This window comes from Agromyces italicus DSM 16388 (genome assembly GCF_000421545.1).
GTDB lineage: Bacteria > Actinomycetota > Actinomycetes > Actinomycetales > Microbacteriaceae > Agromyces > Agromyces italicus.
This window is the reverse complement of sequence record NZ_ATXF01000004.1, coordinates 71,065-95,607: the sequence shown is the minus strand read 5'-3', so window position 1 is coordinate 95,607 and position 24,543 is coordinate 71,065. Positions and strand designations below refer to the sequence as shown.

At 71.5% G+C, this 24,543-nt stretch carries 19 protein-coding genes and 1 pseudogene; 5 read left to right on the top strand and 15 right to left on the bottom strand.

What is annotated here, in order from left to right:
* Positions 1–72: 72 nt before the first annotated feature.
* Positions 73–1,836, bottom strand: a complete 1,764-nt coding sequence (locus H516_RS0100810; protein ID WP_022887830.1) for an ABC transporter substrate-binding protein — start codon at positions 1,834–1,836, stop codon at positions 73–75.
* Between the two features lie 178 nt (positions 1,837–2,014).
* On the opposite strand from H516_RS0100810, the gene H516_RS0100805 reads away from it, so the two are divergent.
* Positions 2,015–2,950: an ornithine cyclodeaminase family protein gene (locus H516_RS0100805; RefSeq protein ID WP_022887829.1), complete on the top strand. Its 936-nt coding sequence runs from the start codon at positions 2,015–2,017 to the stop codon at positions 2,948–2,950.
* Positions 2,950–3,933, top strand: a complete 984-nt coding sequence (locus tag H516_RS0100800) for a proline racemase family protein (RefSeq protein ID WP_022887828.1) — start codon at positions 2,950–2,952, stop codon at positions 3,931–3,933. Before H516_RS0100805 ends, H516_RS0100800 begins: the two co-directional genes overlap by 1 nt.
* A gap of 160 nt (positions 3,934–4,093) precedes the next feature.
* Here the strand turns inward: H516_RS0100800 and H516_RS0100795 are convergent.
* The 7 genes and pseudogenes from H516_RS0100795 to H516_RS0100765 all read right to left on the bottom strand — a co-directional run.
* Positions 4,094–5,626: pseudogene (locus H516_RS0100795) on the bottom strand (aldehyde dehydrogenase (NADP(+))); the annotation flags it as partial.
* A gap of 10 nt (positions 5,627–5,636) precedes the next feature.
* On the bottom strand, positions 5,637–6,638 hold the full coding sequence (locus H516_RS0100790) for a proline racemase family protein (RefSeq protein ID WP_022887826.1): 1,002 nt from the start codon (positions 6,636–6,638) through the stop codon (positions 5,637–5,639).
* A complete protein-coding gene (locus tag H516_RS0100785; protein ID WP_022887825.1) occupies positions 6,638–7,570 on the bottom strand; it encodes a dihydrodipicolinate synthase family protein in 933 nt (310 codons plus the stop codon). The genes H516_RS0100790 and H516_RS0100785 overlap by 1 nt, the downstream gene beginning before the upstream one ends.
* Positions 7,571–7,691: 121 nt before the next feature.
* On the bottom strand, positions 7,692–9,155 hold the full coding sequence (locus H516_RS17555; protein WP_022887824.1) for an FAD-dependent oxidoreductase: 1,464 nt from the start codon (positions 9,153–9,155) through the stop codon (positions 7,692–7,694).
* Entirely contained in the window at positions 9,152–9,466 is a 315-nt protein-coding gene (locus tag H516_RS0100775; protein ID WP_022887823.1) for a (2Fe-2S)-binding protein, read from the bottom strand. The genes H516_RS17555 and H516_RS0100775 overlap by 4 nt, the downstream gene beginning before the upstream one ends.
* Positions 9,463–10,620 carry an NAD(P)/FAD-dependent oxidoreductase gene (locus H516_RS0100770; protein WP_022887822.1) on the bottom strand — a complete coding sequence of 386 codons (1,158 nt, stop codon included), beginning with the start codon at positions 10,618–10,620 and terminating at the stop codon, positions 9,463–9,465. The genes H516_RS0100775 and H516_RS0100770 overlap by 4 nt, the downstream gene beginning before the upstream one ends.
* Before the next feature lie 224 nt (positions 10,621–10,844).
* Complete coding sequence (locus tag H516_RS0100765) at positions 10,845–11,510, bottom strand: GntR family transcriptional regulator (RefSeq protein WP_022887821.1); 666 nt, start codon at positions 11,508–11,510, stop codon at positions 10,845–10,847.
* Between the two features lie 173 nt (positions 11,511–11,683).
* On the opposite strand from H516_RS0100765, the gene H516_RS0100760 reads away from it, so the two are divergent.
* Positions 11,684–12,844 carry a glutamate--cysteine ligase gene (locus H516_RS0100760; protein WP_022887820.1) on the top strand — a complete coding sequence of 387 codons (1,161 nt, stop codon included), beginning with the start codon at positions 11,684–11,686 and terminating at the stop codon, positions 12,842–12,844.
* A 27-nt stretch (positions 12,845–12,871) separates the two neighbouring features.
* Here H516_RS0100760 and H516_RS0100755 read toward each other — a convergent pair whose 3' ends face one another.
* The 5 genes from H516_RS0100755 to smc form a co-directional block, all read right to left on the bottom strand.
* Positions 12,872–14,311: a GH1 family beta-glucosidase gene (locus H516_RS0100755; protein ID WP_022887819.1), complete on the bottom strand. Its 1,440-nt coding sequence runs from the start codon at positions 14,309–14,311 to the stop codon at positions 12,872–12,874.
* A 92-nt stretch (positions 14,312–14,403) separates the two neighbouring features.
* On the bottom strand, positions 14,404–15,990 hold the full coding sequence (gene ffh / locus H516_RS0100750) for a signal recognition particle protein (RefSeq protein ID WP_022887818.1): 1,587 nt from the start codon (positions 15,988–15,990) through the stop codon (positions 14,404–14,406).
* Positions 15,991–16,112: 122 nt separating this feature from the next.
* The gene (locus H516_RS0100745) at positions 16,113–16,601 is read right to left on the bottom strand and encodes a DUF2004 domain-containing protein (RefSeq protein WP_022887817.1); all 489 of its coding nucleotides are present in this window, start codon (positions 16,599–16,601) and stop codon (positions 16,113–16,115) included.
* A 10-nt stretch (positions 16,602–16,611) separates the two neighbouring features.
* Positions 16,612–17,487 carry a signal recognition particle-docking protein FtsY gene (ftsY, locus tag H516_RS0100740; protein ID WP_022887816.1) on the bottom strand — a complete coding sequence of 292 codons (876 nt, stop codon included), beginning with the start codon at positions 17,485–17,487 and terminating at the stop codon, positions 16,612–16,614.
* Between the two features lie 45 nt (positions 17,488–17,532).
* Positions 17,533–21,069, bottom strand: a complete 3,537-nt coding sequence (smc, locus tag H516_RS0100735; RefSeq protein ID WP_022887815.1) for a chromosome segregation protein SMC — start codon at positions 21,067–21,069, stop codon at positions 17,533–17,535.
* A gap of 170 nt (positions 21,070–21,239) precedes the next feature.
* On the opposite strand from smc, the gene H516_RS17550 reads away from it, so the two are divergent.
* Positions 21,240–22,307 (top strand): GNAT family N-acetyltransferase, encoded by a 1,068-nt coding sequence (locus tag H516_RS17550; protein WP_033196662.1) that lies wholly within the window; start codon positions 21,240–21,242, stop codon positions 22,305–22,307.
* A gap of 9 nt (positions 22,308–22,316) precedes the next feature.
* On the opposite strand, the gene H516_RS0100725 is transcribed toward H516_RS17550, so the two are convergent.
* Positions 22,317–22,949: a TetR/AcrR family transcriptional regulator gene (locus H516_RS0100725; RefSeq protein WP_022887813.1), complete on the bottom strand. Its 633-nt coding sequence runs from the start codon at positions 22,947–22,949 to the stop codon at positions 22,317–22,319.
* A 105-nt stretch (positions 22,950–23,054) separates the two neighbouring features.
* Between H516_RS0100725 and H516_RS0100720 the strand changes: the two genes are divergently transcribed.
* Positions 23,055–23,612, top strand: a complete 558-nt coding sequence (locus H516_RS0100720; protein WP_022887812.1) for a dihydrofolate reductase family protein — start codon at positions 23,055–23,057, stop codon at positions 23,610–23,612.
* 7 nt (positions 23,613–23,619) lie between these two features.
* Here the strand turns inward: H516_RS0100720 and mutM are convergent, their stop codons facing one another.
* Positions 23,620–24,543, bottom strand: coding sequence for a bifunctional DNA-formamidopyrimidine glycosylase/DNA-(apurinic or apyrimidinic site) lyase (gene mutM, locus H516_RS0100715; protein ID WP_022887811.1), 924 nt, complete (start codon positions 24,541–24,543; stop codon positions 23,620–23,622).

Here is a 24,543-nt window from a genome sequence, read left to right as displayed (position 1 = left end):
TCCTTTCCTCCGAGCGGGCGGCCGGCCTCACGGCCGGCCGCCCCACGGTTCATGGATGACTCGTGACCTGCGTCAGCCGTTCAGCCAGACGTTGGTCCAGTCCCCGTTCTGGCTCTGCGCGTACTCGACGAATCCGCCGACGCGCTCCGAGTGGTAGTTCGGCTTGAGCCGGTAGGCGATGCTCACCATCGGCGAGTCGGCCATGACCGCCTCGTCGACCTGGTGCCAGAGATCGCCGGCCTCCTCGGGCGTCGTGGCGGCGAGCGCCTGCTCGGCGAGGGCGTTGGCCGCGTCGCTGTCGTAGTCGACGTAGTTGTAGCTCTGGTGCGTGCCGTCGAAGACGAACTGCGGCTGGAAGACGCTACGCGCAGCGCCGCCCTGCCAGTCGGGCGACCAACCGACGAGCGCGATGTCCCAGGCGCCGGTCGTGGCGTTCTCGGGGTTCGTCATGAAGTTCGCGTAGTAGTCGGTCGGCGGCACCGGGCTGAGCTCGACGGTGATGCCGGCGCGCTCGAGGCTCGCCTGCACGGTCTGCGCGATGTCGGGCTGGGTGCCGACGTTGCGGTACGGCAGCTTGAGGGTGATGCCGTTGGGGAACCCGGCCTCGGCGAGCAGCTGCTTCGCCTTCTCGGGGTCGCCCTTGCCGTCGTTCGCGGGGTACGGGTCGTACGCCTCGTAGCCGAGGATGCCGGGCCCGAAGATGCCGTTGGTGACGCCGGCGAGCTCCTCGCCGCCCATCGTCTGGACGACCGCGGTCTTGTCGACCGCGTACTGCAGCGCCTGGCGCAGCTTCAGGTCGGCGAGCGCGCCGCCGTTGTTGGGCGACTTCGTGTTGATCCACATGAACTGGTCGACGCCGCCGTTCTCCATGGTGGAGAGCTTGTCGTCGTTCTGCGCCTTGAGCTGCTGGATGTTCGCGGGGCTCGGCGAGAGGTCGAAGAGCAGGTCGGCCGAGCCGGCCTGCAGCTGCTGCATCGCGGCGTCGCCCTCGACGCCCATCGTCATCTCGATCGAGTCGACGTAGGCCTTGCGCAGCGGGTCGCTGTCGGGGTTCCACGCCTCGTTGCGCTCGAGCACGAGCTTGGCGTCGGGGGTGTAGTCGGCGACCTTGTACGGGCCGGAGGAGACGAAACTGCGGCGATACTCGGGCGAGTCAGGCAGCTCGTCGAGCGCCTCGATCGGTGCCGGGTCGGCCGCATCGAGCGACAGCATGAACGGGAAGTCGCTCGCGGGCTTCGTGAGCGTGAACACGACGGTGGTGTCGTCGGGCGTCTCGATGCCCGAGATATCGGTGTTCTCGAGGTACTCGCGCATGGGATCGACCTCGGGGGCGACGGCGGCGAAGCCGGTGCAGAACTCCTCCATGCCATCGATCAGACCGGTGAAGTACCCGGCGAGGGCACCCGAGATGAAGGGGTTGCAGAGCCGCTTGATGCCGCGCTCCACGTCGGATGCGACGATCGCGCGCTCGCCGTCGGGGGCGCCCCAGGTGATGCCGTCACGCAGGGTGATGGTGTAGCTCAGCCCGTCGGCGCTGGGCTCGGGCACGGCCTCGGCGAGGTCGGGCTGGAGCACGATGCGCTCGGCCGCGTCGTTGCTCGCCGAGTAGCTCAGCAGGGAGCGCGAGATCGAGCGCATGACGTTGTAGGTGGGCACGTACGCGACGAGCTGGGGGTCGAGGTGGTCGACGTCGCCGTTCGCGAGCACCTTGAGCGTGCCGCCGGTCTGGGGTTCACCCCCGCCCGCGGGGTCGTCGGACGATGGCGCGCACGCGGCCAGCGCGAGCACCGTGGCGACGGTGAGGGCGGTGGCAGGCACGAGGAGCTTCCGGGACATCGGTCACCTTCGGGTTGATCCGAGCCGCGATACCGGTCAGCACCGCGGATCGCCGGCTGCGACGGAGCCAGCGGCGCGCCCGGCCTCCGAGAGGGGAGGGCCGGGCGAACCTCGGACGCGCTTCGTCGAACAATCCGCGATGAGTAGCATATTACACATCACACACTAGGATGTCGATATGACCGATGTCATCGCCGCCATCCGGGTCCTCGATGCGGCGGCGCTCCGCGCCCGCGTCGACCTCCCCCGCGCCATCCGAGCCCTCCAGCATGCGCTCCGAGCCGGGTTCGATCCCGACGACGATCCGCCGCGATCGATCGTCGACGTCCGGCACGGGCAGCTCCTGCTGATGCCGGCCGACCTCGGGCGCTACGCCGGGCAGAAGCTCGCGACGGTCGCTCCCGCGAACCCCGAGCGGGGCCTCGAGCGCATCCAGGCCGTCTACATCGTGCTCGACGCCGAGACCCTCTCGCCCGTCGCCCTCCTCGACGGCACCGAGCTCACGAACCTGCGCACCCCCGCCATGTCGGCCGCGATGCTGGATCTCGTGGCCGAGCCCGACGCGTCGAGCCTCGTCGTGTTCGGCACCGGCCCGCAGGGGCTCCGCCACGTCGAGGCGATGCGCGCCATCCGCCCGATCGAGCGGGTGCGTTTCGTCGGCCGCGACCGGGGCCGGGTCGAACGCGCGGTGGCCGCATTCGCGGCATCCGGCCTCGATGTCGCCGTCGGCAGCGCCGGCGACGTCGCCGACGCCGACCTCGTGGTATGCGCGACGACCGCGCGCGAACCGCTCTTCGACGCGGCCCTCGTGCACGAGCGCACCGCGCTCGTCGCGGTCGGCTCGCACGAGCGCGACGCGCGCGAGCTGCCCGGCGCGCTCCTCGGTCGCGCACAGGTGATCGTCGAGACCGAGCGGGTCTCCCGCGCTGAGGCCGGCGATGTGATCATGGCCGTCGAGGAGGGGCACCTCTCCCCCGGCGACATCGTGCCGATGGCGCGGATCGCAACCGGCGACATCGACGTGGCGCGAGATCGTCCGCGCGTCGTGAAGACGTGCGGCATGGGCTGGCAGGACCTCGCGGTCGCCGCGGCCGCGATCGAGGAGGGAGCGTGATGCACTGGAGCACCGAGGACTGGCACACCGCCGGCGAGCCGTTCCGGATCGTGAACGGCGTCGCGACCGCGGGCCGGACCGTGGCCGAGCGGCGGGTGCACGCGATGACCGGCGAACCGGATGCCGTGCGCCGCTTCCTCTGCCTGGAGCCGCGGGGCCACGACGACATGTACGGCGGCTTCATCACGCCGCCCGACGACGACGGCGCCGACTTCGGCGCGCTGTTCTGGCACAAGGACGGCTTCTCGACCGCGTGCGGGCACGGCACGATGGCGCTCGGCGCCTGGGCCGTCGCGACCGGGCGCGTCGACGCCCCCGACGACGGTGAGGCGGTGATCGTGATCGACGTGCCGAGCGGACGGGTGCAGGCGCGGGTGCAGCGCGAACACGGCCGCACGACGGGCGTCGTCTTTCGCAACGTCGCCTCCCGAGTGCTCGCCCGCAGCATCCCGCTCGCGACGAGCCGCGGCGAGGTGCTCGTCGACCTCGTCTTCGGCGGCGCCGTCTACGCGACGCTCGCTGCCTCGTCGCTCGGCCTCGCGGTGACGCCCGCGCACACGACCGAGCTGATCCGGCTCGGCCGAGAGATCAAGTGGGCGCTGAACGAGCACCCCGCGGCGCAGCTCGACGACGACCGGCTCGCGGGCGTCTACGGCACGATCCTCGTCGACGAGCTCGGCCGCACCGACGACGGCCCCTGGCAGCGCAACGTCACGGTCTTCGCCGACGGCGAGGTCGACCGCAGCCCCTGCGGCTCGGGCACCGCCTCGCGGATCGCCCTCCTCGCGCACACGGGCGAGCTCGGCGACGGCGAGACGCTCACGCACGATTCCATCATCGGCACCCGGTTCCTCGCCCGCATCGCCGAGCGCACCGCGGACGGGGTCATCCCGGAAGTGACCGGGCAGGCGTACCGCGTCGGCCGCTGCGAGTTCGAGCTCGACCCTGCCGACCCGCTCGCCGAGGGCTTCAGCCTGCGCTGACCGCCGCACGGTTTCAGGAGAACGCACGCCACTCGGGGCGATCCTCGAGTATCCGTCCTGAGCGGCGTTCGTCGTCCTGAAACGCCGGGGTGCCCAGGTTGAACGACGGCGGCGGATGCCACGGGGCCTCGCCCGCGGCATCCGCCGCCGTGATTCGGGATCAGTGCTCGCCGGTGAGACTCCCCCAGCCGGTCGACCGGCCGGCTGCGCTGCGCCGCTGCGGCACGCCCCACGGATTGTCGTCGCGGAGCGGCTCGGGCAGCAGCGCTTGCGGGGCGTTCTGGTAGGCGACGCCGCGGAGGAACCGGGTGATCGCAGCGGTGCCGACGCTCGTCGCGTCGCTCGTGGTCGCCGGGTACGGCCCGCCGTGCTGCATCGCACTCGTCACCGAGACGCCCGTCGGCCAGCCGCCGAACAGCACGCGCCCGCTCGTCTCGGCGAGGGCGTCGACGAGATCGGCGAGGCCGCCGCCGGCGAGCTCGGCATCGCTCGCGTGCAACGTCGAGGTGAGGTTGCCGGGGAACAGCTCGCGCTGCACGGCGGGCAGCTCGGCCGCGTCGTCGTAGCGCACGATGATCGAGAGCGGGCCGAACGATTCCTCGAGGAGCTCCTCGCGGTGCTCGCGCAGGAGATCGAGGTCGACCTCGACGACCGTGGGTGTCGCGAAGCGCTGCTCCGCGTCGTCGACGCGCACCGCGCCCTCGGCGAGCACGGTGACGCCGGGGGCGCCGAGCACGGCGGTGCGGCGCTCCTCGAATGCGCGCCCGATACCCGGGTTCAGGAGGCGGTGCTCGGCGAGCGTGGCTGCGGTCTCGTCCACCTCGCCGAGCACGGCCCCGCGCGGCACGAAGAGGAAGCCGGGCTTGGTGCACAGCTGCCCCGCCGATCCCGAGACCGACGCGAGGAAGCCCTGGAGCAGTTCGGGGTCCTCCGACACCGCGCCCGCCGTCGCGTAGACGGGGTTCACGCTGCCGAGCTCGCCGAAGAACGGGATCGGGCGCGGCCTCGAGGCGGCGAGGTCGGACAGGAGGCGCCCCACGCGCGTCGACCCGGTGAAGGCGCCGGCGCGGATGCGGTCGTCCTGCAGAAGCGACACCCCCGCCTGCTGACCCGCGACCACCTGGAAGACGCCGTCGGGCATGCCCGCCCCGGCGAGCGCGGTGGCGACGACCTCGCCGGTGCGTCGCGAGAGCTCGGGGTGCCCCGAGTGGGCCTTCACGATGAGGGGGCACCCGGCCGCGAGCGCCGCGGCCGAGTCGCCGCCCGCGACCGAGAAGGCGAAGGGGAAGTTCGACGCCGCGAAGTTCAGCACCGGGCCGACGGGTTCGAGCACGCGCCGCACATCGGGACGCGGGCCGATCACGTAGCCGGGGTCGGCGTCGTCGATGCGCGCGTCGAGGTACCCGCCGTCGACGATCACCTCGGCGAACAGCCGCAGCTGGTTGGTGGTGCGGCGCACCTCGCCCGTGAGGCGCGCCTCGGTGAGGCCGGTCTCGCGCATCGCGATCGCGATGAGCTCGGCGGATGCCGCGTCGAGCGCGTCGGCGACGGCGACGAGTGCGGCGGCGCGCTCGCGCGGATGTGTCTCGGCGAAGGGTCGTGCGGCCCGCGCCGCGCGAGCGGCGACGGCGTCGAGGTCGGTCTCGGTGGTCATGCGTGAGTCTCCAACTGGTCGTTTCGGATGGCGGCGCCGACGGGATGGCTCAGAACACGAATCCCTCGGGGAACGGGTCGTCCTCGTCGAGGAAGTACTGGCCGAGGCCGGTGACCCAGGCGCGGCCGGTGATCGTCGGGACGACGGCGGAGATGCCGCCGACCTCGGTCTCGCGAATGAGCCGCCCCGTGAACTCGGTGCCGATGAATGACTCGTTGACGAACTCGGTGTCGAGCGCGAGCTCGCCGCGGGCGAAGAGCTCGGCCATCCGCGCACTCGTCCCGGTGCCGCACGGCGATCGGTCGAACCAGCCCGGGTGGATCGCCATGGCGTGCCGGGATCGGACGGAATCCGAACCGGGTGCGATGAACTCGACGTGGTGCACGTGGTTGGCGCCGGCGATGACGGGGTGCTGCGGCGGCGCCTGCGTGTTGATCGCCTCCATGATCGCGAGCCCCGCCCTGAGGATCTCGTCCTTGCGCGAGCGGTCGAACGGCAGCCCGACCGCATCGAGTTCGACGAGGGCGTAGAAGTTGCCGCCGAAGGCGATCGAGTACGGCACCTCGCCATAGCCCGGCACCTCGATCGAGGCATCCAGCCGCTCGGCGAAGCTCGGCACGTTCTCGATGGTGACGTGCTTCGCTCGGCCGCCCTCGACCGCGATGCGCGCGATGACGAGGCCGGCCGGCACGTCGAGCCGGATCTCGGTGACGGGCTCGGTCACCTCGACCATGCCGGTCTCGACGAGCACCGTCGCGACGCCGATCGTTCCGTGCCCGCACATCGGCAGGAAGCCGCTCGCCTCGATGAACACGACGCCCCAGTCGGCGTCGTCGCGCGCGGGCGGCTGCAGGAGCGCCCCCGACATCGACGCGTGGCCGCGGGGCTCGTTCATGAGGAGGCCCCGCAGCCCGTCGAGGTACTCCATCGCGTAGAGCCGTCGATCGTTCATGGTCGCGCCGGGGATCCGGCCGATCCCGCCCGTGACGACACGGGTCGGCATGCCCTCGGTGTGGGAGTCGACGGCGGAGAGAACCCGGCGCGCCCGCATCAGGCGAGCACCGCCTGCCGGGCGGCGATCGCCGCGAGTGCGCGCTCGGTGTCGGCGGTGACCTGGGCGTGCTGCTCGGCCGAGAGCGGGCCGCGCGGCGGGCGGGTCGGTCCGCCGTACGAGTTGCCGCAGATGTCCATCGAGAGCTTGATGGCCTGCACGAACTCGGTGCGCGAGTCCCAGCGGAACACGGCGACGAGCTGCTCGTAGAGCGCCTTCGCCTCGTGCCACATGCCCTCGGCGCAGAGGTTGTAGAGCTCGACGGCCTCCTTCGGGAAGGCGTTGGGGTACCCGGCGAACCAGCCGACGGCGCCGTTCACCATGAGCTCGAAGAGCACGTCGTCGGCACCGGCGATGATGTCGATGTCGCACTGCTCCTTGATCTCGTAGACCCGGCGCACGTCGCCAGAGAACTCCTTGATCGCGACGACCTCGGGGATCTCGGCGAGCTTCGCGATGAGCGAGGGCACGAGGTCGACCCTCGTGTCGAAGGGGTTGTTGTAGGCCATGATCGGCAGCCCGACCTTCGCGACCTCCTGGTAGTGCGCGATGACCTCGGCGTCGTTGGCCCGATAGAGCGTCGGCGGCAGGAGGAGCACGCCGTCGGCGCCATCCTCCTGGGAGACCTCGGCCCACTTGCGCGCCTGGTGGCTGCCGACGCCGTGGACGCCGGCGATCACGATGCCTCGGCCGTCGACGGCCTCGACGGCGACCTGGATCACCTTGCGGCGCTCCTCGTCGGTGAGCGAGGAGTACTCGCCGAGCGAGCCGTTCGGGCCGACCCCGCGGCAGCCGTTCGACATGAGGAAGTCGACATGCTCGCCGAACTTGTCGTAGTCGACGGCGAGCCCGGCGGGCGCGCCCGCGTCCTCACGGAAGGCGAGGGTGGTGGCGACGACGACACCGCCCAGGTCCATGTTCTTCTCGGTCATCGGGGTTCCATCCTGTCGGTCTCGATGTGGTCCGGTGGGTCTCGGTGCGTCCACGGGACATCCTCGACCTCAAGTAATGTGTAATATATCACGCACTACGAGGGGATGTTGCGGTTTCTCGTCAATTCTCACCGTTGGTCGGCCGATCCGATCCGCCGAGTTCGCCGAGCCGCACGGGCGCGAGCAGGGGTCGCCGATCGAAGCCGACGTCCCCGCCCTGAGCCGAGGAAGACGAGCCGTCGACGGTCTCCCCCGCCGCGGCGACCCCGGCCGCCGACGCGCGAGCCTCGGAGACGATCGCCTCGACCGCGCGCCCGCAGGTGCGTGCCTGGCAGGGCCCCAGCCCAGCCCGCGTGGCGAGGCGCATCGCCCGCAGCGGCACCTCGGCGCGCTCGACGATCGCGCGCTTCGCGACCGCCTCGCAGCGGCAGACGATCGTGTCGTCGTCGAGCCACGCCGTCCATCCAGGCCGGATGCCGTGCGCCGTCTCGAGTCGCCGCGCGAAGCGGCGCATCCGATCGCGGACGCGGAGCGCGGCGTGCAGCCGCTGGTCGTCCTGCGCGACCCCGGCCGCACGGTACCCCGCGATCGCGCCCTCGGCGAGGGCCGCGTCTGCTCCCCCGATGCCCGTCACCTCGCCGGCGGCGAACACCTGCGGCCGCGTCGTGCGCTGCCCGTCGTCGACGACGACGAAACGGCCCCGACGATCGCCTGCGACCTCGCAGCCGAGCATGATCGCGGCCTCGAGCCGCGGGACGAATCCGTGCCCCAGCGCGACGGCGTCGCACTCGATGACGCGCTCGGTGCCTGGCCGCGGGCGCCAGTCGGCGTCGAGCTGCGCGACGACCGCGCCCTCGACCCGCTCGTCGCCGAGCACGCGCACGACTCCGCTGCCGACGCGGTACGGGATGCGGTGGCGCGCGAGCGCGCCCGCGTACTGCGCGAGCTCGCCCGCCTTGCCGAGGAGCTGCCACGGCTTCGGCAGCCAGCCGCCGGCGAGTGCGCCGATGCGGGATGCCTCGTGCACGCCGACGACCGTCGAGCCGACGAGCGCCAGCGACTGGGCGACGGGCAGCAGGAACGGCCCCGCCCCGGCCACGAGGGTCCGCCGCCCGACGGAGACCCCGTCGCGCTTCGCCAGGGCCTGGGCCGCGCCGGCGGTGGTCACCCCTGGCAGCGTCCATCCCGGAATCGGCAGGGCGAGGTCGTGGGCGCCCGTCGCGATGACGAGCGCATCGGCCTCGACGACGACCGCCTCGCGGCGGGCACCGTCGGCCGGGCCGACGGCGGCGCGGAGCACCACGGCGCCGCCGACCTCGCCGGGCTCGCCGGGCTCGCCGGGCTCGACCGACCACACCGCAGCACCCGAATGCACCTCCGCGCCGGCGAGGGCCGACTGCAGCTGTTCGAAGCGGCGCACCCCGTGCTGCATGCGCGGATCGGTCAGGCCGGGGCGGTGGCGCCAGAACTGCCCGCCCGGGCGAGCCCCCTCGTCGAGCACGGTGACCTGCGCGCCCGCCGCGAGCGCGGCCTCGGCGGCGGCGAGACCAGCTGGCCCGGCTCCGAGGATCGCGACACGGGTCATTCGCGCACCTCCCGTTCGACGCGATCGCCGTCGACGGCCTCGCGTTGGCAGGCGCGCACGCCCTCGACATCGTTGACCGTGACGAGGCAGTCATGGCAGACCCCGATGCCGCAGAAGACGCCGCGCTCGCCGTGCTGGGCGCCGCGCCAGGCGACCCGGCCCGAGCCGAGCAGGACCCCGGCGATCGTCTGGCCGGCGCGGCCAGTGACGGTCTCGCCCTCGACGAGGATCTCGACGGCGGCGGGCACTGCGGTCAGGCCGGTCGCACCAGTCGACCGGATCGAACCGCGTGCGTTCCGCGCCGCGCTCACGCAGCCGCTCCGATCCCCGGGCGCCCCGGCAGGAACGGCACCGGGTCGAGCGACGTCGGTGCGCCGAGCACGGCGTGGGCGACGAGCTCGGCCGTCGCCGGGGCGAGGCCGATGCCGGCGCCCTCGTGACCGGTGGCGTGGAACAGGCCGCCGACGCGGGGGTCCTCGCCGATCACGGGCAGATGGTCGGGGGCGTACGGGCGGAACCCGAAGTAGCTGCGGAGCAGGATGGTCTCCTCGAGGAAGGGGAAGAGCCGGGTGGCCTTGGCCGCGATCGCGCGCACCGGGTCGACCCCGGGGTGCTCGTCGAAGCCCACGCGTTCCCGGCTCGACCCGATGAGCACGGTGCCGCCGGGGGTCGATTCGACGACGGTCGAGGTCTGCAACGTGGCATCCCCCGAACCGACGGCGCCGACGTAGTCGGCGTCGTAGACCTTGTGGAAGACCCGCTGGGGCATCGGGGTCGTGACGAGGACGACGCCGCGGCGCGGCCGGATGTCGAGCGGCGCACCGAGACGGCGGCCGAGCTCGCCCGCCCAGGGGCCGGCGCAGTTGACGACGGCGTCGACCTCGATCGCCCCGGCCGTCGTCTCGATCGCCGCGATTCGCCCGGCCTCGGCACGGGACCCCGTCACCTCGGCGACGACGAGGCGGGCCCCCCGCCGGATGGCGGCCGCGGCGAGCGCCTGCGTCGCGTTCGACGGCTGCAGCTGCGCGTCGTCGGGGTAGTGGATCGCGACGACGACCTCGGGCGAGAGGTGCGGCTCGGCGGCGAGCAGCCGCTCGGCACCGAGCTCCTCCGCCCGGACGCCGATGCCGCGCTGGGTCGCGGCGAAGCGCCGGAGCGCCTCCTCGCCGCCGGGGAAGGCCACCACCACGCCGCCCTTCGCCTCGAACTCGGTCTCGGGCTGGCCGCCCTCCCGCTCGGCGTCGAGCCGTTCGGCGAGCGCGCGCCAGCGCGCGTTCGAGTGAATGGCGAGCTCGGCCTCGGGCCCCGGCGCCTTGTCGCTGACCAGGAGGTTGCCCTCGCATCGGCTCGAGGTCTCTGCGGCGATGCCCACCCGGTCGATGAGCACCACCTCGGCGCCCCGCTCGGCGAGTTCGAAGGCGCACGTGGCGCCGACGACGCCCGCCCCGATCACTGCGATCCGCATCGCTGTCCTTCCGCGCTCATCCGTGCCGCGCCAGGCTGCACCTCGACGAAGCGAACGTCGCGCACACGGGCACGGAGGCCGACCTCGACGGGGCGTGGGCGGTCTCGTGCGTCACGTGCGACCACGACGCGATACGTGACATACTACCTCCTCGATGAGATCGCTTCACAGCGCCGCGTCCGCACCATAGCCGCAGGCGCGGCGTCATCGTCGGACGCGGGCTCTCAGCCCTCGTCCTGCCCGCTCCAGAGCCCGGCGACGTGGCCGACGTGGCGGCGCATCAGGTCTTCGGCGGCAGCGCCGTCGCCCGTCACGAGGAGCTTCACGAGCTCGGCGTGCTCGAGCGAGGAGGCGACGAGCGCATCGCTCTCGGCCAGGTTCACGAGCCCGACGAGACGCGTCTGCTGGCGCAGCTCGCTGACGAGGCGTACGAGGTGCCGATTGCCGGTGAGTTCGAGCAGGGTGAGATGGAACGCCGTGTCGGCCTCGAGGTAATCCTCGAACCGGCCCTCCCGCCCTGCTGCGACGATCTCGGCCGCGAGTTCTTCGAGCCGGGCGACGGTCGCCTCGGGCAGATTTCCCGCGAGTCGACGCATCGGCGGGGCCTCGAGCAGCGCCCGCACCTCCCCGAGCTCCCTGAGCTCGTCCAGCGAGATCTCGGTCACGCGGAAGCCGCGGTTGCGGATCGGGCTGAGGAACCCGCGCCGGGCAAGGTTCAGCATCGCCTCGCGCACGGGCGTCGCGCTGACCCCGAACTCCGCGGCGAGCGTCGGCACCGTGAGCACGGCCCCCGGTGCGAACTCCCCCGCCACGATCCGTGACGACAGCGTACGCTCGACCTGTTCGCGCAGGCTCTGCACCTCGAGCAGCCGCATCGGCTCGGGGCTCATGGGGTACCGATCTGGCGAGATGTCATGCGGCACATCGTACTCCGATGAAGCGTCGCAGCCGGTGAGGTCGGGGTCGAGTCATCCTGCGTCGCACCCCCCCCGACCGGCCGCGCGCACCGTGGGATGATTGCCGAACGGGCCCGCACCCGCGCGCGACCCCGGGGAAGGCCGCCATGCCGATCGAGTTCGCGCATTCCCGACGGTCCACCGTCGGCCTCGAATGGGAGATCGCGATCGTCGATCGCGCAACCGGCGAACTCGCGTCGATCGGAGATCGGGTACTCGAACTGCTCGACGCGGGCAGCCCGGGCGGCACGCACCCCTCGATCACCTCCGAACTGCTGACGAACACCGTCGAACTCGTGAGCGGGGTGCACACGACCGTCGCGGGCGCCGTGCGCGACCTCGAGCAGCAACTCGCCGAGGTGCGTGCGGTCATCGACGGGCTCGGCGACTACGAGTTGATCTGCAGCGGCTCCCACCCCTTCAGCCAGTGGTACGACCAGCACCTCACCGACAAGCCCAGGTACCACAAGCTCATCGAGCGCACCCGCTGGTGGGGTCGGAACATGATGATCTGGGGCGTGCACGTGCACGTCGGACTCGAGGACCGCGACAAGGCCCTGCCGATCCTCGACGGGTTGCTCGCCTACCTGCCGCACCTGCAAGCGCTCAGCGCCTCGAGCCCGTTCTGGGCCGGCGTCGACACGGGCTACGCCTCGAACCGCGCCCTCATGTTCCAGCAGTTGCCCACCGCGGGTCTCCCCTACCCGCTCGCCGATTGGGCGGCCTACGAGCGCTACGTCGGCGACCTCGTGCGCACCGGCGTCATCGACGACCACAGCGAGGTCCGCTGGGACATCCGGCCCTCTCCTCGCTGGGGCACCGTCGAGGTGCGCGTCTGCGACGGCGTCTCGACCGCCGCCGAGATCGCCGCGATCGGCGCCCTCGTCCAATGCCTCGTCGAATGGATGTCGACACGGCTCGACGAGGGCGAGACACTCACGGTGCTGCAACCCTGGTTCTTGCGCGAGAACAAGTGGCGGGCGGCCCGCTACGGCATGGAGGCCGAGGTGATCACGGATGTCGCCGGCACCGAGCGTCCCGTCGCCGACGACCTGCGCGACCTCCTGACGACGCTCGCCCCCGTCGCCGAACGACTCGGCTGCCCGGCCGAGCTTCAGCAGGTGCGAGCCGTGCTCGACGGCGGCGCGAGTTACCAACGCCAGCTCCGGGTCTCGGCGGACGCCGACGGGGACCTCACCGCGGTGGTCGCCCACCTCGCGCGCGAACTCCGAGAGGGCATCGGCGAACGCCGGAACGTCGCGGACTGAACCGGCGGACCGGCCCTCGGCCACGAGCTACCCGGGATCGGGGATCGCGCGGGTGCGGATCAGTTCGGCGTACCATTTCGCACTGTCTTTGGGCAGCCGCTCGAGCGTGTCGTAGTCGACGCGCACGATGCCGAATCGCTTCGAGTAGCCGTAGCCCCACTCGAAGTTGTCCATGAGCGACCACACCTGATAGCCGCGCAGGTCGACCCCGCGCGCCATGGCGCGGTGCGCCGCCGTGAAGTGGCGCCGCAGGTAGTCGATGCGGTCGAGGTCGTGCACGGCGGGGCCATCGGCGCCCACCGTGACCACGTCGTCGAACGCGGCCCCGTTCTCGGTGACCATGAGCGGCAGCGTCGGGTAGGCCTCGTGCAGTGCGACGAGCAGCTCTTCGAGACCCGACGGGTCGATGTTCCACCCCATGGCGGTGGAGGGGCCGGGCTGCACGAGGAACTCGACGCGCTCGGAGCCCGGCCAGGCCGTGCCGCCCATGTCCTTGTGGCCGTCGGCGTTCGACCGCGGCGACCGGCCGTCCCACATCTCGACCGTGACCGTGGAGTAGTAGTTGACGCCGAGCAGGTCGATGGGTTGCCGGATCAGCTCGGCGTCGCCTGGCTTCACGAACGACCAATCGGTGACGTCCGCCGTGTCGGCGATCACGTCGGCCGGATACTCTCCGTCGAGCAGCGGCCCGAGGAACACGCGGTTCGCGAGCCCGTCGATGCGTCGCGCCGCCTCGACGCCGGTCGGGCCGTGCGGCCGGATGACGTGCAGGTTCAGGGTGATCGAGTAACCCGGGTCGTTCGAGACGACCTCGCGGAGGGCGGCGATCGCGAGGCCGTGTGCGAGGTTCAGGTGGTGGACAGCGGCGAGCGCGGCGGCGCCGTCCAGGTGACCGGGGGCGTGCGCGCCCGAGCCGTAGCCGAGATAGGCGCTGCACCAGGGCTCGTTGAGCGTCGTCCACACGGCGACGCGGTCGCCGAGCCTCGCGCCCACGATGCGGGCGTAGTCGGCGAACGCCTCGGCCGTGGCGCGGTTCACCCACCCGCCCTCGTCTTCGAGGGCCTGGGGAAGGTCCCAGTGGTACAGGGTCGCGATGGGTCGGATGCCTCGGGCGATGAGCCCGTCGACGAGGCGTTCGTAGAACGCCAGCCCGGCCTCGTTCGCGGGGCCCCGCCCGGTGGGCTGCACTCGCGGCCAGGCGATCGAGAACCGGTAGGCCTCGAGGCCGAGCTCCGCCATCAGGTCGAGGTCGGACTCGAGGCGGTGGTAGTGGTCGTCGGCGACATCGCCGGTGTCGCCGTTCCAGATCTTGCCCGGCGTGTGGCTGAAGGTGTCCCAGATCGACGGCCCGCGCCCGTCTTCGGTTGCCGCACCCTCGATCTGGTACGAGGCGGTCGCGGACCCGAACAGGAAGTCAGCGGGGAACTCGAGGCCGGCGTCTCGATACTCGGGGTCGCCGATGGTCATGACCGTGCTCCACTCATCTCAGGGGGCATCCGTCGCCCTCGCCAATCAGACAATATCGGCGGGATCCGCTCGCCTGACGACGAGCACGGGAATCATCGACCGAGGAGCTTCTGGAGCGAGGCGAGTTCCTCCTCGGTCGGGGCGTTCTTGGGGCCCGTGCCTGCGCCGAGGCCGAAGCCCGAACCGCTCGGCGCACGCCCCTGGCCGGCCTGGGTCGCACCCGACGCGATGGCCTCGTTCTCGGCCGCCCGCTTCGCGGGGTTGCCCGAGCGCGAACCGCCCGACTTCTTCTTGTTCTTGGCTGCTTGGCGCTTGCCGCCGCCGTAGCCGCCGGCGCCCGGGATCGGGCCCATGCCGGGGATCTGCGGCACGCCGCCGCGGGCGACGGTCTTCATCATCTTCGCGGCCTGCTCGAAGCGCTGCACGAGCTGGTTGACGTCGGTGACGGTCATGCCCGAGCCCTTCGCGATGCGCAGGCGCCGCGAACCGTTCAGGAGCTTCGTGTTCTCGCGCTCGGCAGGGGTCATCGACTGGATGATCGCCTCGGTGCGCACGATCTCGCGCTCGTCGAAGTTCTCGAGCTGCTGCTTCATGCCGCCCGCACCCGGCAGCATGCCGAGCATCTTCTTGATCGAGCCGGCACCTCTGAGCTGCTGCATCTGCCCGAGGAAGTCGTTCAGCGTGAACTGGTCGGTCGCGAACTTCTCGGCGACCTTCAGCGCCTCTTCTTCGTCGAAGGCCTGCTGGGCCTGCTCGATGAGGGTGAGGATGTCGCCGAGATCGAGGATGCGGCTCGCCATGCGGTCGGGGTGGAACGGCTCGAAGTCGTCGAGGCCCTCACCGGTCGACGCGAAGATGATGGGGCGCCCGGTGACCGAGGCGACCGAGAGCGCCGCACCGCCGCGCGCGTCGCCGTCGAGCTTGGAGAGCACGACGCCCGTGAAGTCGACGCCCTCCTGGAAGGCCTTCGCCGTCGTGACCGCGTCCTGACCGATCATCGCGTCGATGACGAAAAGCACCTCGTCGGGGTCGGTCGCCTTGCGGATGTTCGAGGCCTGCTTCATCATCTCGGCGTCGACGCCGAGGCGGCCGGCGGTGTCGATGATGACGACGTCGTGCAGCGCGCGACGCGCCTCGGCGACGCCCGCCTTCGCGACCTTGACGGGGTCGCCGACGCCGTTGCCGGGCTCGGGGGCGAAGACCGGCACGCCGGCCTGCGAGCCGACGACCTGCAACTGGTTGACGGCGTTCGGGCGCTGGAGGTCGCTCGCGACGAGCAGCGGCGTGTGCCCGTCTTTCGCGAGGTGCTTCGCGAGCTTGCCCGCGAGGGTCGTCTTGCCCGCGCCCTGGAGGCCCGCGAGCATGATCACCGTCGGCGGGTTCTTCGCGAACTGGAGGCGGCGCTGCTGGCCGCCGAGGATCGCGATGAGCTCCTCGTTGACGATCTGCACGACCTGCTGGGCGGGGTTCAGCGCCTTGTTGACCTCGTCGCCGAGCGCACGCTCGCGCACCTGCCCGGTGAACTGCTTGACCACGTCGAGCGAGACGTCGGCGTCGAGGAGGGCACGACGGATCTCGCGCACCGTGCCGTCGACGTCGGAAGCGGAGAGCTTGCCCTTGGTGCGGAGGTTCTTGAAGGTCTCCGCGAGGCGGTCAGACAGGTTTCCGAAGGTAGCCATGGTGCCTTCGATTCTAAGCGAGGTCGGATGCCTCTCCGCTTCGCGGGTCGAACCGCGCCCCGAGACGGCGCTCGCAGCACGCTCGGGCTCACCCAGGCGCGCTCCGGTGCGCTCAGGCGTGCTCAGCCCTCGAAGCGGACGTCGACGATCTCGCGCTCGAGGTCGATCGAGGCGACCAGGCGCTCGTCGGTGTCGTCGGGCGCGAGCGCGTACTCGAACTCGGCGAAGACGTCGCCGGGCTCGTCGGCGTCGGGGCGGAGGTCGACGCGCACGAGGCTCAACGAGCGCAGCGCGTCGACCTGCCGGTCGCCCGAGTCGCGGCCGATCGCGGCGTCGATGTCGTCGGCCTGCTCGAGCTCGGGGTCGAGCACCGCGTCGAGGTAGCGCACGATCGGCGAGCTCTTGCTGTCGAGCTGGCTGACGAAGGCCTGGCGCAGTTCGTCGTCGACGAGTTCGAGTTCACCGACGAGCGCCGAGGCGATGTCGAGCGACGGGAGCGAGACGAGGTCGGCGTCGGCGTCGAGCACCACCTCGACGCGCTGATCTGCGTACTCGAACGTCTCGGACCAGTAGTCGCCGACGAGGCCGAAGTAGTCGTGTTCGATCGACATCAGGATGCTCCTAACCGACGAGTTTCTGCGCGAAGACGTGCGGCGTGAAGCCGGTGAGGTCGCCGATGCCCTCGCCCTGTCCGATGAGCTTGATCGGCAGGCCGGTCTTCTCCTGCACGGCGAGCACGAAACCGCCCTTCGCGCTGCCGTCGAGCTTCGTGAGCACGAGACCCGTCACGCCCCCGTGCTGGATGAACGCCTCGGCCTGCGCGAGGCCGTTCTGGCCTGTGGTCGCGTCGAGCACGAGCAGCACCTCGCTGATCGGCGCCTGCTTCTCGACGACGCGACGGATCTTGCCGAGCTCGTCCATGAGGCCGTCCTTGGTATGCAGGCGGCCGGCGGTGTCGATGATCACGATCTCGGTGCCGTCCTGCTTGGCCTTGTCGACCGTCTGGAACGCGACCGACGCAGGATCTTGACCTTCCCGTTCGGGGCGCACGATGCCGACTCCCGCGCGCTCCGCCCAGGTCGCGAGCTGGTCGACGGCGGCCGCGCGGAAGGTGTCGGCGGCGCCGACCACGACCGAGCGGTCGTAGCTGCGGAGGAAGCGCGCGAACTTGCCGATCGTCGTCGTCTTGCCGACGCCGTTCACGCCGACGACGAGCACGACGGCGGGCCGTTCGGTGAGCTTCAGGGTGGGGTCGTACTTGGCGAGCCGCTCCTCGACGACCTCGCGGAGCATCCGCTGGACGTCCTTCGGGTCGGTGGTCTTGAACCGCTCGACCTGGGCGCGGATCTGCGCGACGATCTCCTCGGTGACCGCAGGCCCGAAGTCGGCCCGGATGAGCGCCGATTCGAGGTCGTCCCAGGTGTCGTCGTCGATCGTCTTCGCCCCGAAGACCCCGCGAAGGGCCGCGCCGAGCGACCAGGATGCGCGTTCTGCCATGCCTCCAGCCTACGGTGACGGGGGCCCGGGTCGGAGCGTCCCGGGTCAGCTCGCCTTCTGCTCGCGCTCCTCACGAACGCGCTGGCCGACGACCGCCGAGACGCCGTCCTGGCGCATCGAGACGCCGTAGAGGGCGTCGGCGATCTCCATCGTGCGCTTCTGGTGGGTGATGACGATGAGCTGGCTCGCATCGCGCAGGCTCTCGAAGGTCGTGAGCAGCCGCCCGAGGTTGGCGTCGTCGAGGGCGGCCTCCACCTCGTCCATGATGTAGAACGGGCTGGGGCGGGCCTTGAAGATCGCCATGAGCAGCGCGACGGCCGCGAGCGAGCGCTCGCCGCCCGAGAGCAGCGAGAGACGTTCGATCTTCTTGCCCGCGGGCTTCACGCTCACCTCGATGCCGGTGGTCAGCAGGTCGTCGGGGTTCGTCAGGGAGATGCTGCCGGTGCCGCCCGGGAAGAGCACGGGGAACACCTCGGCGAATGCCGCCCTCGTGTCGTCGAAGGCGCTGCGGAAGATCGCCTCCATACGCCCGTCGATCTCCTCGATGATCGTGAGCAGGTCTTTTCGCGTGTTCGCGAGGTCGGTGAGCTGTTCGCTCAGGAACTGGTGACGCTGCTCGAGCGCCGCGAACTCCTCGAGTGCGAGCGGGTTGACGCGGCCGAGCTGCGCGAGTTTGCGCTCGGCCGCGGCGAGACGCCGCTGCTGCTCCTCCCGGCGGAACGGCCTCGGCTCGGCCTCCTCGCCGTCAACGCGGCCGGCGCCGTCTGCGGGGATCAGCTCGTCGGGGCCGTATTCGGCGATCAGCACCGCCTCGTCGAGCCCGAGCTCCGACTCGGCGCGCTCGACGAGCCCGCCGACGTGCAGCTTCTTCTCGTAGATCCGCAGCTCGAGCCCGTGCACGTCTTCGGTGACCGAGTGCAGGCGCTCCCGCACCGCGGCCTCCTCGCGGCGCACCGCCTGCAACTCCTCGTTGCGGCTGGAGCGTTCGGCCTCGGCTCGCCCCAGGGCGACGCGGGCCTCGGCGACCGAGGCGTCGACCGACTCGAGTGCGGGCGGCAGCGCCTCGGCGACGCGCCGGGCCGCCTCGAGCTGCGCCCGTCGGATCACCGCACGCCGGGCGGCCTCGACCGCGGCGGTGCGTTCGGCGTCGTACTGCGCCTCCATCGTGCGGATGCGGGCCTCTTCGGCGCGCACCCGCTCCTTCGCGGTCTCGAGCCGGAGCTTCGCCTCCACCTCGGCCTCACGGGCCGACTCGACGGCGGCGAGCGCCGCGTCGCGCACCGAGACGTCGAGCACCGGCCGTGGCACCGCTCGGGCCCCTTCGAGCGCGGCCTTCGCCTCGCCGGCGGCCTGCTCGGCCTCGGCGACCCGCTCCTCGGCGTTCGCCGACGCCTGGCGGAGTCGCTCCGACTCGGCCTCGGCGGCCTCGGCCTGCACCCGGGCGCGGTTCAGGCGTTCGGTGCGCTGCGCGAGCTGTGCGTCGAATTCGCGGAGCGCCGCGAGGGCGCGCTTCGACTGCTCCTTGGATGCCTCGACGAGCTGCCGCTGCTCGGCGAGCTCTGCGCGACTGCGCTCGATCTCGCCGCGTACCTCCTCGAGGCGGGCGGCGGCGCGGTCGCGCTCGGCGATGAGCTCGATGCGGCTCTGCTTGCGGCCCGAGCCGCCACGCACCACGTAGCGGCCGATGACGGTGCCATCGCGGGTGATCACGGTCGCGGGGCGGGATGCCTCGGCGAGCGCCGGTTCGGCGGCGCGCGCCGCGGCGAGGTCGTCGGCGATGAAGATCTCGGCGAGGAGCCCCCGCACGCCGGGCGGGGCGGTGACGACGTCGGCGGCGGCGGTGAGCCCGCCGATCGGAGGTGCGGCGTCGGCCTCGCCGCCGGGTTCGGCGACGGCGAGTGCGACGCGGCCGAGCTCGCCCGTCTCGGCGCGGCCGAGCGCACGGTAGGCGGCGTCGCGGTCGTCGACGAGCACGGCGTCGGCCAGCGAGCCGAGCGCGGCGGCGATCGCGGCCTCGTAGCCGGACTCGACCTGCATCGCCTCGGCGAGGAGACCCCGGACCCCGGCGACCCCGGCCGCGACGAGGGCGGCCGAGCCGTCCTTCTGGTCGAGTGCGAGCGAGAGCGCCTGAGTACGGGCGCTGAGGGCGCCGTGCTCGCGCTCGCGCCCGTGGAGTTCTTCACGGATGCGCTCGATCTCGGCCTCGGCCTCGAAGACCGCGCCCTGCGCGAGCTCGTAGGCCTCGTCGAGATCGGTCTCCGCGGTCTGCTCGACGCCCGCGGCGGCCTCGGCCTCGGCGAGCGCGGCGGCGGCGGCTTCACGACGTACCGCTGCGGCGTCGAGCGCGTTGGCGTGGCGCAGCACCTCACCGCGCACGGCGGCGAGCTTCGATGCGGCCGAGTCGGCCTGCCCGGTGAGTTTCGAGAGTTCGAGGTCGTAGGCCGAGACGAGCGCCGACTGACGAGCGATGCCCTCGTCGACCGCGTCGAGTTCGGCCCGGCGACGCTGCGTCGCCTCGTGCGCGAGATCGAGGGCGGAAGCCTCGGCGCCGATGCCGTCGCGGACACCGTCGAGCTCGGCGACGGCGCCGTCGATCATCTCTCGGGTCACGCTCGGCGCGGCATCCGAATCGTCCGACGCGCCCTCGAGGAGCGCGATCCGCTGCCGGGCGAGCGAATCGAGCGAACGCAGGCGCGACTGCGCCTGTTCGAGCGCGAAGCTCGTCGAGCGCGCGCGGTCGACGTCGTCGCCGCCCTGCGCCTCCTCGAGCCGCGTGACCTTCGCCTGATGCTGTTCGAGGCGCTCCTGCAGAACCAGGCGCTCCGAGTGCCGTTCGTGCTCGCTCTTCCCGTGTTCGTCGAGGGCGCGTCGGAGGCCGACGACCTCGTCGGCGAGCAGTCGCGCCTTGGCGTCGCGGACGACCGCGGCGATGGTCGCGGCCTCGCGGGCGACCTCGGCCTGCCGACCGAGCGGCTTCAGCTGGCGCCGGATCTCGCCGGCGAGGTCGGAGAGGCGGGTGAGGTTCGTCTGCATCGCGTCGAGCTTGCGGAGCGTCTTCTCCTTGCGGCGGCGGTGCTTGAGGATGCCCGCGGCCTCCTCGATGAAGCCGCGCCGGTCTTCGGGCGTGGCGCGCAGCACCTGGTCGAGCTGGCCCTGGCCGACGATGACGTGCATCTCCCGGCCGAGGCCCGAGTCGCTGAGCAGCTCCTGCACGTCGAGGAGGCGGCACTGCTCGCCGTTGATCGCGTACTCGCTCGTGCCGTTGCGGAACAGCGTGCGCGAGATCGTGACCTCGCTGTACTCGATCGGCAGGGCGCCGTCGGAGTTGTCGATCGTGAGGCTCACCTCGGCGCGACCCAGCGGGCCGCGCGTCGAGGTGCCGGCGAAGATGACGTCCTCCATCTTGCCGCCGCGGAGGGTCTTCGCACCCTGCTCGCCCATGACCCAGGCGAGTGCGTCGACGACGTTCGACTTGCCCGAGCCGTTCGGGCCGACGATGCACGTGACCCCGGGCTCGAAGGCGAAGGTCGTCGGCTGCGCGAAGGACTTGAAGCCCTTGAGCGTCAGGCTCTTGAGGTACACGTCCTACCCTCCCCTGTGCGCGAGAACGCTGCGGACTACCGTATCCGAGGTTCGAGCTCCGGGCGTGCACGCGCGCCGCCGATCGACGAAGCCGCGCTTGTCGCCGTGGCGCGGCGCGGCTAGTCTGGTCGGCTGCCCGTACTCGGCAGCCCGATGAGAGGAGCCGGCGCGTGCCCGTGGACATTCGACCCGTCACGATCCCACAGGTGCTCGGCACCGCCGAGTCGGCCGAGTTCGAACGCGTCGTCGAGCTCCAGACCGCGATCGAGATCGAGCGCTGGGGCGACGATCGCTTCGCCTTCACCGCCCCCGAGTTGCTGGCGCTCTACCAGGATGCGTATCTGCCGCGCCGGGTGTTCGCCGCGTGGCACGGCGAACGCTGCGTCGGTCGCTCGGTGGCGTTCTGGGAGGCTGACCCGGCGGCCCTGCGGGGCGACACCGTCGTCGAGGTCGCCGCGGAGTATCGGCGGGCCGGGATCGGTTCGCAGCTCCTCGCCCGGGCCGAGGGGGTGATCCGCAGGCTCGGCCGCGAGGTCTTCGGCACCTTCTTCGACATCCCGATCGCCGATGCCGCCCTGCCGGGTGGGCGACTGCACGCGCCGCAGGGCGACGCGACGATCCCAGTCGAGCTGCCGGGCGCGCGATTCGCGATGCGGCACGGCTACACGCTGCGCCAGATCGAGCGTCAGAGCGGCCTGACCGTCGCCGGGCGCGTCGAAGAATTCAGGGCAGCGTCCGCGCAACGCGAGGCCGAGGCATCCGATTACCGCATCGTCGGCTGGGTCGACCGCACCCCCGACGACCTCGTCGACGGCTATGCCGCTGCGCGCGCCAGGATGGTGCTCGACGTCCCGGCGGGAGAGCTCACGATCGACGAGGAGCGCTGGGACGGAGCCCGGGTGCGCGCGCACGAGGATCGTGCGCTGGACGGCGGACGGTCGCTCCTCGTCCAGGCCGCGGTGGCGCCCGACGGCTCGGTCGCTGGCTACACCGAGCTCGAGCTGCCGCCCGGCAAGACCGTCGCGTACCAGTCCGACACGCTGGTCGTCGCCGCGCACCGCGGCCACGGCCTCGGCATGCGGGTGAAGCTCGCGAACCTCGTCCTCCTCGGCGAGATCGCGCCAGAGCGCACCGACGTCTACACCTGGAACGCCGACGAGAACGAGCACATGCTCGCGATCAACGTCGCGCTCGGCTTCGACGTGCGCGGCGTCTCGGCGGAGTTCCAGCGGGGCTGAACCGATGGGTCAGCCGCCCGCTTGCGCACCGTAGCGCGCCTCGACGGTCAGCGCGGCCTCGTGCACGACGCGGTGCATCTCGGCGTCGCTCATCGTCCAGCCGCCGTGGATCAGTCGCGGCCAGAAGACGACGGTCGAGATCATGCCGAGGAATTGCGCCGACGCGGTGTCGGGGTCGTCGACGATCGCGATCCCCTCGGCGCTCGCGATGACGAAGCAGCGCCGAACCGCCGCGAACAGCGGCAGTGTGCCGAAGTCGAAGACCCGCTCCCGGAGTTCGGGGAACCGCGACGATTCGGCGATCACCGCGCGAATCAGCTCCGTCATCCCCGGGCGGTTCAGGAGCTCGACGTAGGCGTGGCCCAAGCCGATCAGGCCCGCGCGGAAGTCGCCCGACGGCGGTTCCTCGAACGCGCCGTCCGGCGAGCCGGCCGCGGTGAGGACCATCGCCTCGAACAACTCGGCCTTGGTCGGGAACTGTTTGAACAGCGTCGCCCTGGAGACCCCGGCCGCCTCGGCGACACGTGCCAGGGAGGTGCGGTCGTAGCCGAGTTCGAGGAACAGCGTGTTGGCGGCGCCGAGGATCGTCGCCCGCTTGCTCGCGGCGATACCGCGGTGGTAGCTCGACAGCTCGGGGGGCATGCCGCAAGTATCGCACAGTGGTGAGCCCGTTGACTCACCACTCCGGAGGGATTACCTTCGAATGGAGGCGAGCCAGTCGACTCACCTCTCAGGAAGGAGCTGAACATGGCCAAGCTCATCTACTCGATGATCACCTCGCTCGACGGGTACGCCGAAGCGGCCGAAGGCGACCTCGGCAGGGGTGCGGAAGACGAGGAGGTGCACACTTTCATCGGCGACGCGTTCCGCGACGTCGGCACCTTCCTCTACGGCCGGCGGATGTACGAGACCATGGTCTTCTGGGAGACCGTGCGCGACGACCCCGAGGTGCCGCCGCACATCGTGCAGTACGCGAACGACTGGCGAGCCGCGGAGAAGATCGTCTACTCGAGAACACTGGAGTCCGTCTCGAGCGGGAGGACCAGCATCGAGCGGAGCTTCGACCCCGATGCGGTGCGACGGCTCAAGGCCGAGGCCGATCACGACCTCTCGGTCGACGGCCCCGAACTCGCGGCCCAGGCGATCAGGGCCGGCCTGGTCGACGAGTACCACCTCTTCATCACCACGAGCGTGGTCGGCGGCGGCAAGCGCTTCTTCCCCGACGGGGTGCGCCTCGACCTCGAACTCGTCGAACAGCGCTCCTTCCCGTCGGGACTGATCTCCGCTCGCTACCGAACCCGATGACCCGAGCTCAGCGCCTTCGCTGGCACCTCGGGCAGAAGTGCGAACCGCGGTTCATGAAGGCTTCTCGCACCATCGGCGTGCCGCAACGCGGGCACGGCTTGCCGGCCCGTCCGTAGGCGTTGAGGGAATGCTCGAAGTACCCGGATGCCCCGTTGACGTTGACGTACTGGGCGTCGAAGCTCGTGCCGCCCTCAGCGAGCGCCTTGCCGAGCACGTCGCGCACGGCGGCGAGGAGTTCGCGCACCCGGCGAGGCGAGAGCGACGAGGCGGGATGCTCGCCGTGCAGGCGCACGGCCCAGAGCGACTCGTCTGCGTAGATGTTGCCGATGCCGCTGACGACCCCCTGATCGAGCAGCACGCGCTTGACGCCGGTGTCGCGCTTCGCGAGCGCAGCGACGAACGCACGCTCGGAGAAGGCGGGGTCGAGCGGATCTCGCGCGATGTGGGCGACCTGGGAGGGCAGCTGCCGCGCCCACTCCCCCGTCACCCCGTCGGAGAAGCCGCCGGTCTCGCCGTCGGTCGTCGGCACGAGACGATCGACCGCGAGCGAGCCGAAGATGCGCTGGTCGACGAAGTCGACGCGGAGTTCGCCGTGCTCGGGATGCTCGAGGTGCAGGCGCACCCGCGCGTGCCGGTCGTCCCCCGGGTGATCGGGCGTGCGCAGGAGCATCTGGCCGCTCATGCCGAGGTGGCCGACCACCGCCCGACCACCGCGCCGCTCGTCACCCGAGAGCGGCAGCCAGAGGAACTTGCCGCGGCGCACGGCCGCTTCGACGCGGGCACCGGTCAGCAACGTCTCGAAGTCGCCGGATGCCGCATCGTGCCGCCTCAGTGAGCGCCGATCGAGCACCTCGACGGCCGCGACGACGGCGCCCGTCACCGCGGGCGCGAGCCCTGAGCGGACGACCTCGACCTCGGGGAGTTCGGGCAA

What these genes read in the sequence shown, in the direction of transcription:
- H516_RS0100810 (WP_022887830.1), bottom strand. Translation starts at nt 1,836, where the DNA reads ATGTCCCGGAAGCTCCTCGTGCCTGCCACCGCCCTCACCGTCGCCACG.
- H516_RS0100805 (WP_022887829.1), top strand. Translation starts at nt 2,015, where the DNA reads ATGACCGATGTCATCGCCGCCATCCGGGTCCTCGATGCGGCGGCGCTC.
- H516_RS0100800 (WP_022887828.1), top strand. Translation starts at nt 2,950, where the DNA reads ATGCACTGGAGCACCGAGGACTGGCACACCGCCGGCGAGCCGTTCCGG.
- H516_RS0100790 (WP_022887826.1), bottom strand. Translation starts at nt 6,638, where the DNA reads ATGCGGGCGCGCCGGGTTCTCTCCGCCGTCGACTCCCACACCGAGGGC.
- H516_RS0100785 (WP_022887825.1), bottom strand. Translation starts at nt 7,570, where the DNA reads ATGACCGAGAAGAACATGGACCTGGGCGGTGTCGTCGTCGCCACCACC.
- H516_RS17555 (WP_022887824.1), bottom strand. Translation starts at nt 9,155, where the DNA reads ATGACCCGTGTCGCGATCCTCGGAGCCGGGCCAGCTGGTCTCGCCGCC.
- H516_RS0100770 (WP_022887822.1), bottom strand. Translation starts at nt 10,620, where the DNA reads ATGCGGATCGCAGTGATCGGGGCGGGCGTCGTCGGCGCCACGTGCGCC.
- H516_RS0100765 (WP_022887821.1), bottom strand. Translation starts at nt 11,510, where the DNA reads ATGAGCCCCGAGCCGATGCGGCTGCTCGAGGTGCAGAGCCTGCGCGAA.
- H516_RS0100760 (WP_022887820.1), top strand. Translation starts at nt 11,684, where the DNA reads ATGCCGATCGAGTTCGCGCATTCCCGACGGTCCACCGTCGGCCTCGAA.
- H516_RS0100755 (WP_022887819.1), bottom strand. Translation starts at nt 14,311, where the DNA reads ATGACCATCGGCGACCCCGAGTATCGAGACGCCGGCCTCGAGTTCCCC.
- ffh (WP_022887818.1), bottom strand. Translation starts at nt 15,990, where the DNA reads ATGGCTACCTTCGGAAACCTGTCTGACCGCCTCGCGGAGACCTTCAAG.
- H516_RS0100745 (WP_022887817.1), bottom strand. Translation starts at nt 16,601, where the DNA reads ATGTCGATCGAACACGACTACTTCGGCCTCGTCGGCGACTACTGGTCC.
- ftsY (WP_022887816.1), bottom strand. Translation starts at nt 17,487, where the DNA reads ATGGCAGAACGCGCATCCTGGTCGCTCGGCGCGGCCCTTCGCGGGGTC.
- H516_RS0100725 (WP_022887813.1), bottom strand. Translation starts at nt 22,949, where the DNA reads ATGCCCCCCGAGCTGTCGAGCTACCACCGCGGTATCGCCGCGAGCAAG.
- H516_RS0100720 (WP_022887812.1), top strand. Translation starts at nt 23,055, where the DNA reads ATGGCCAAGCTCATCTACTCGATGATCACCTCGCTCGACGGGTACGCC.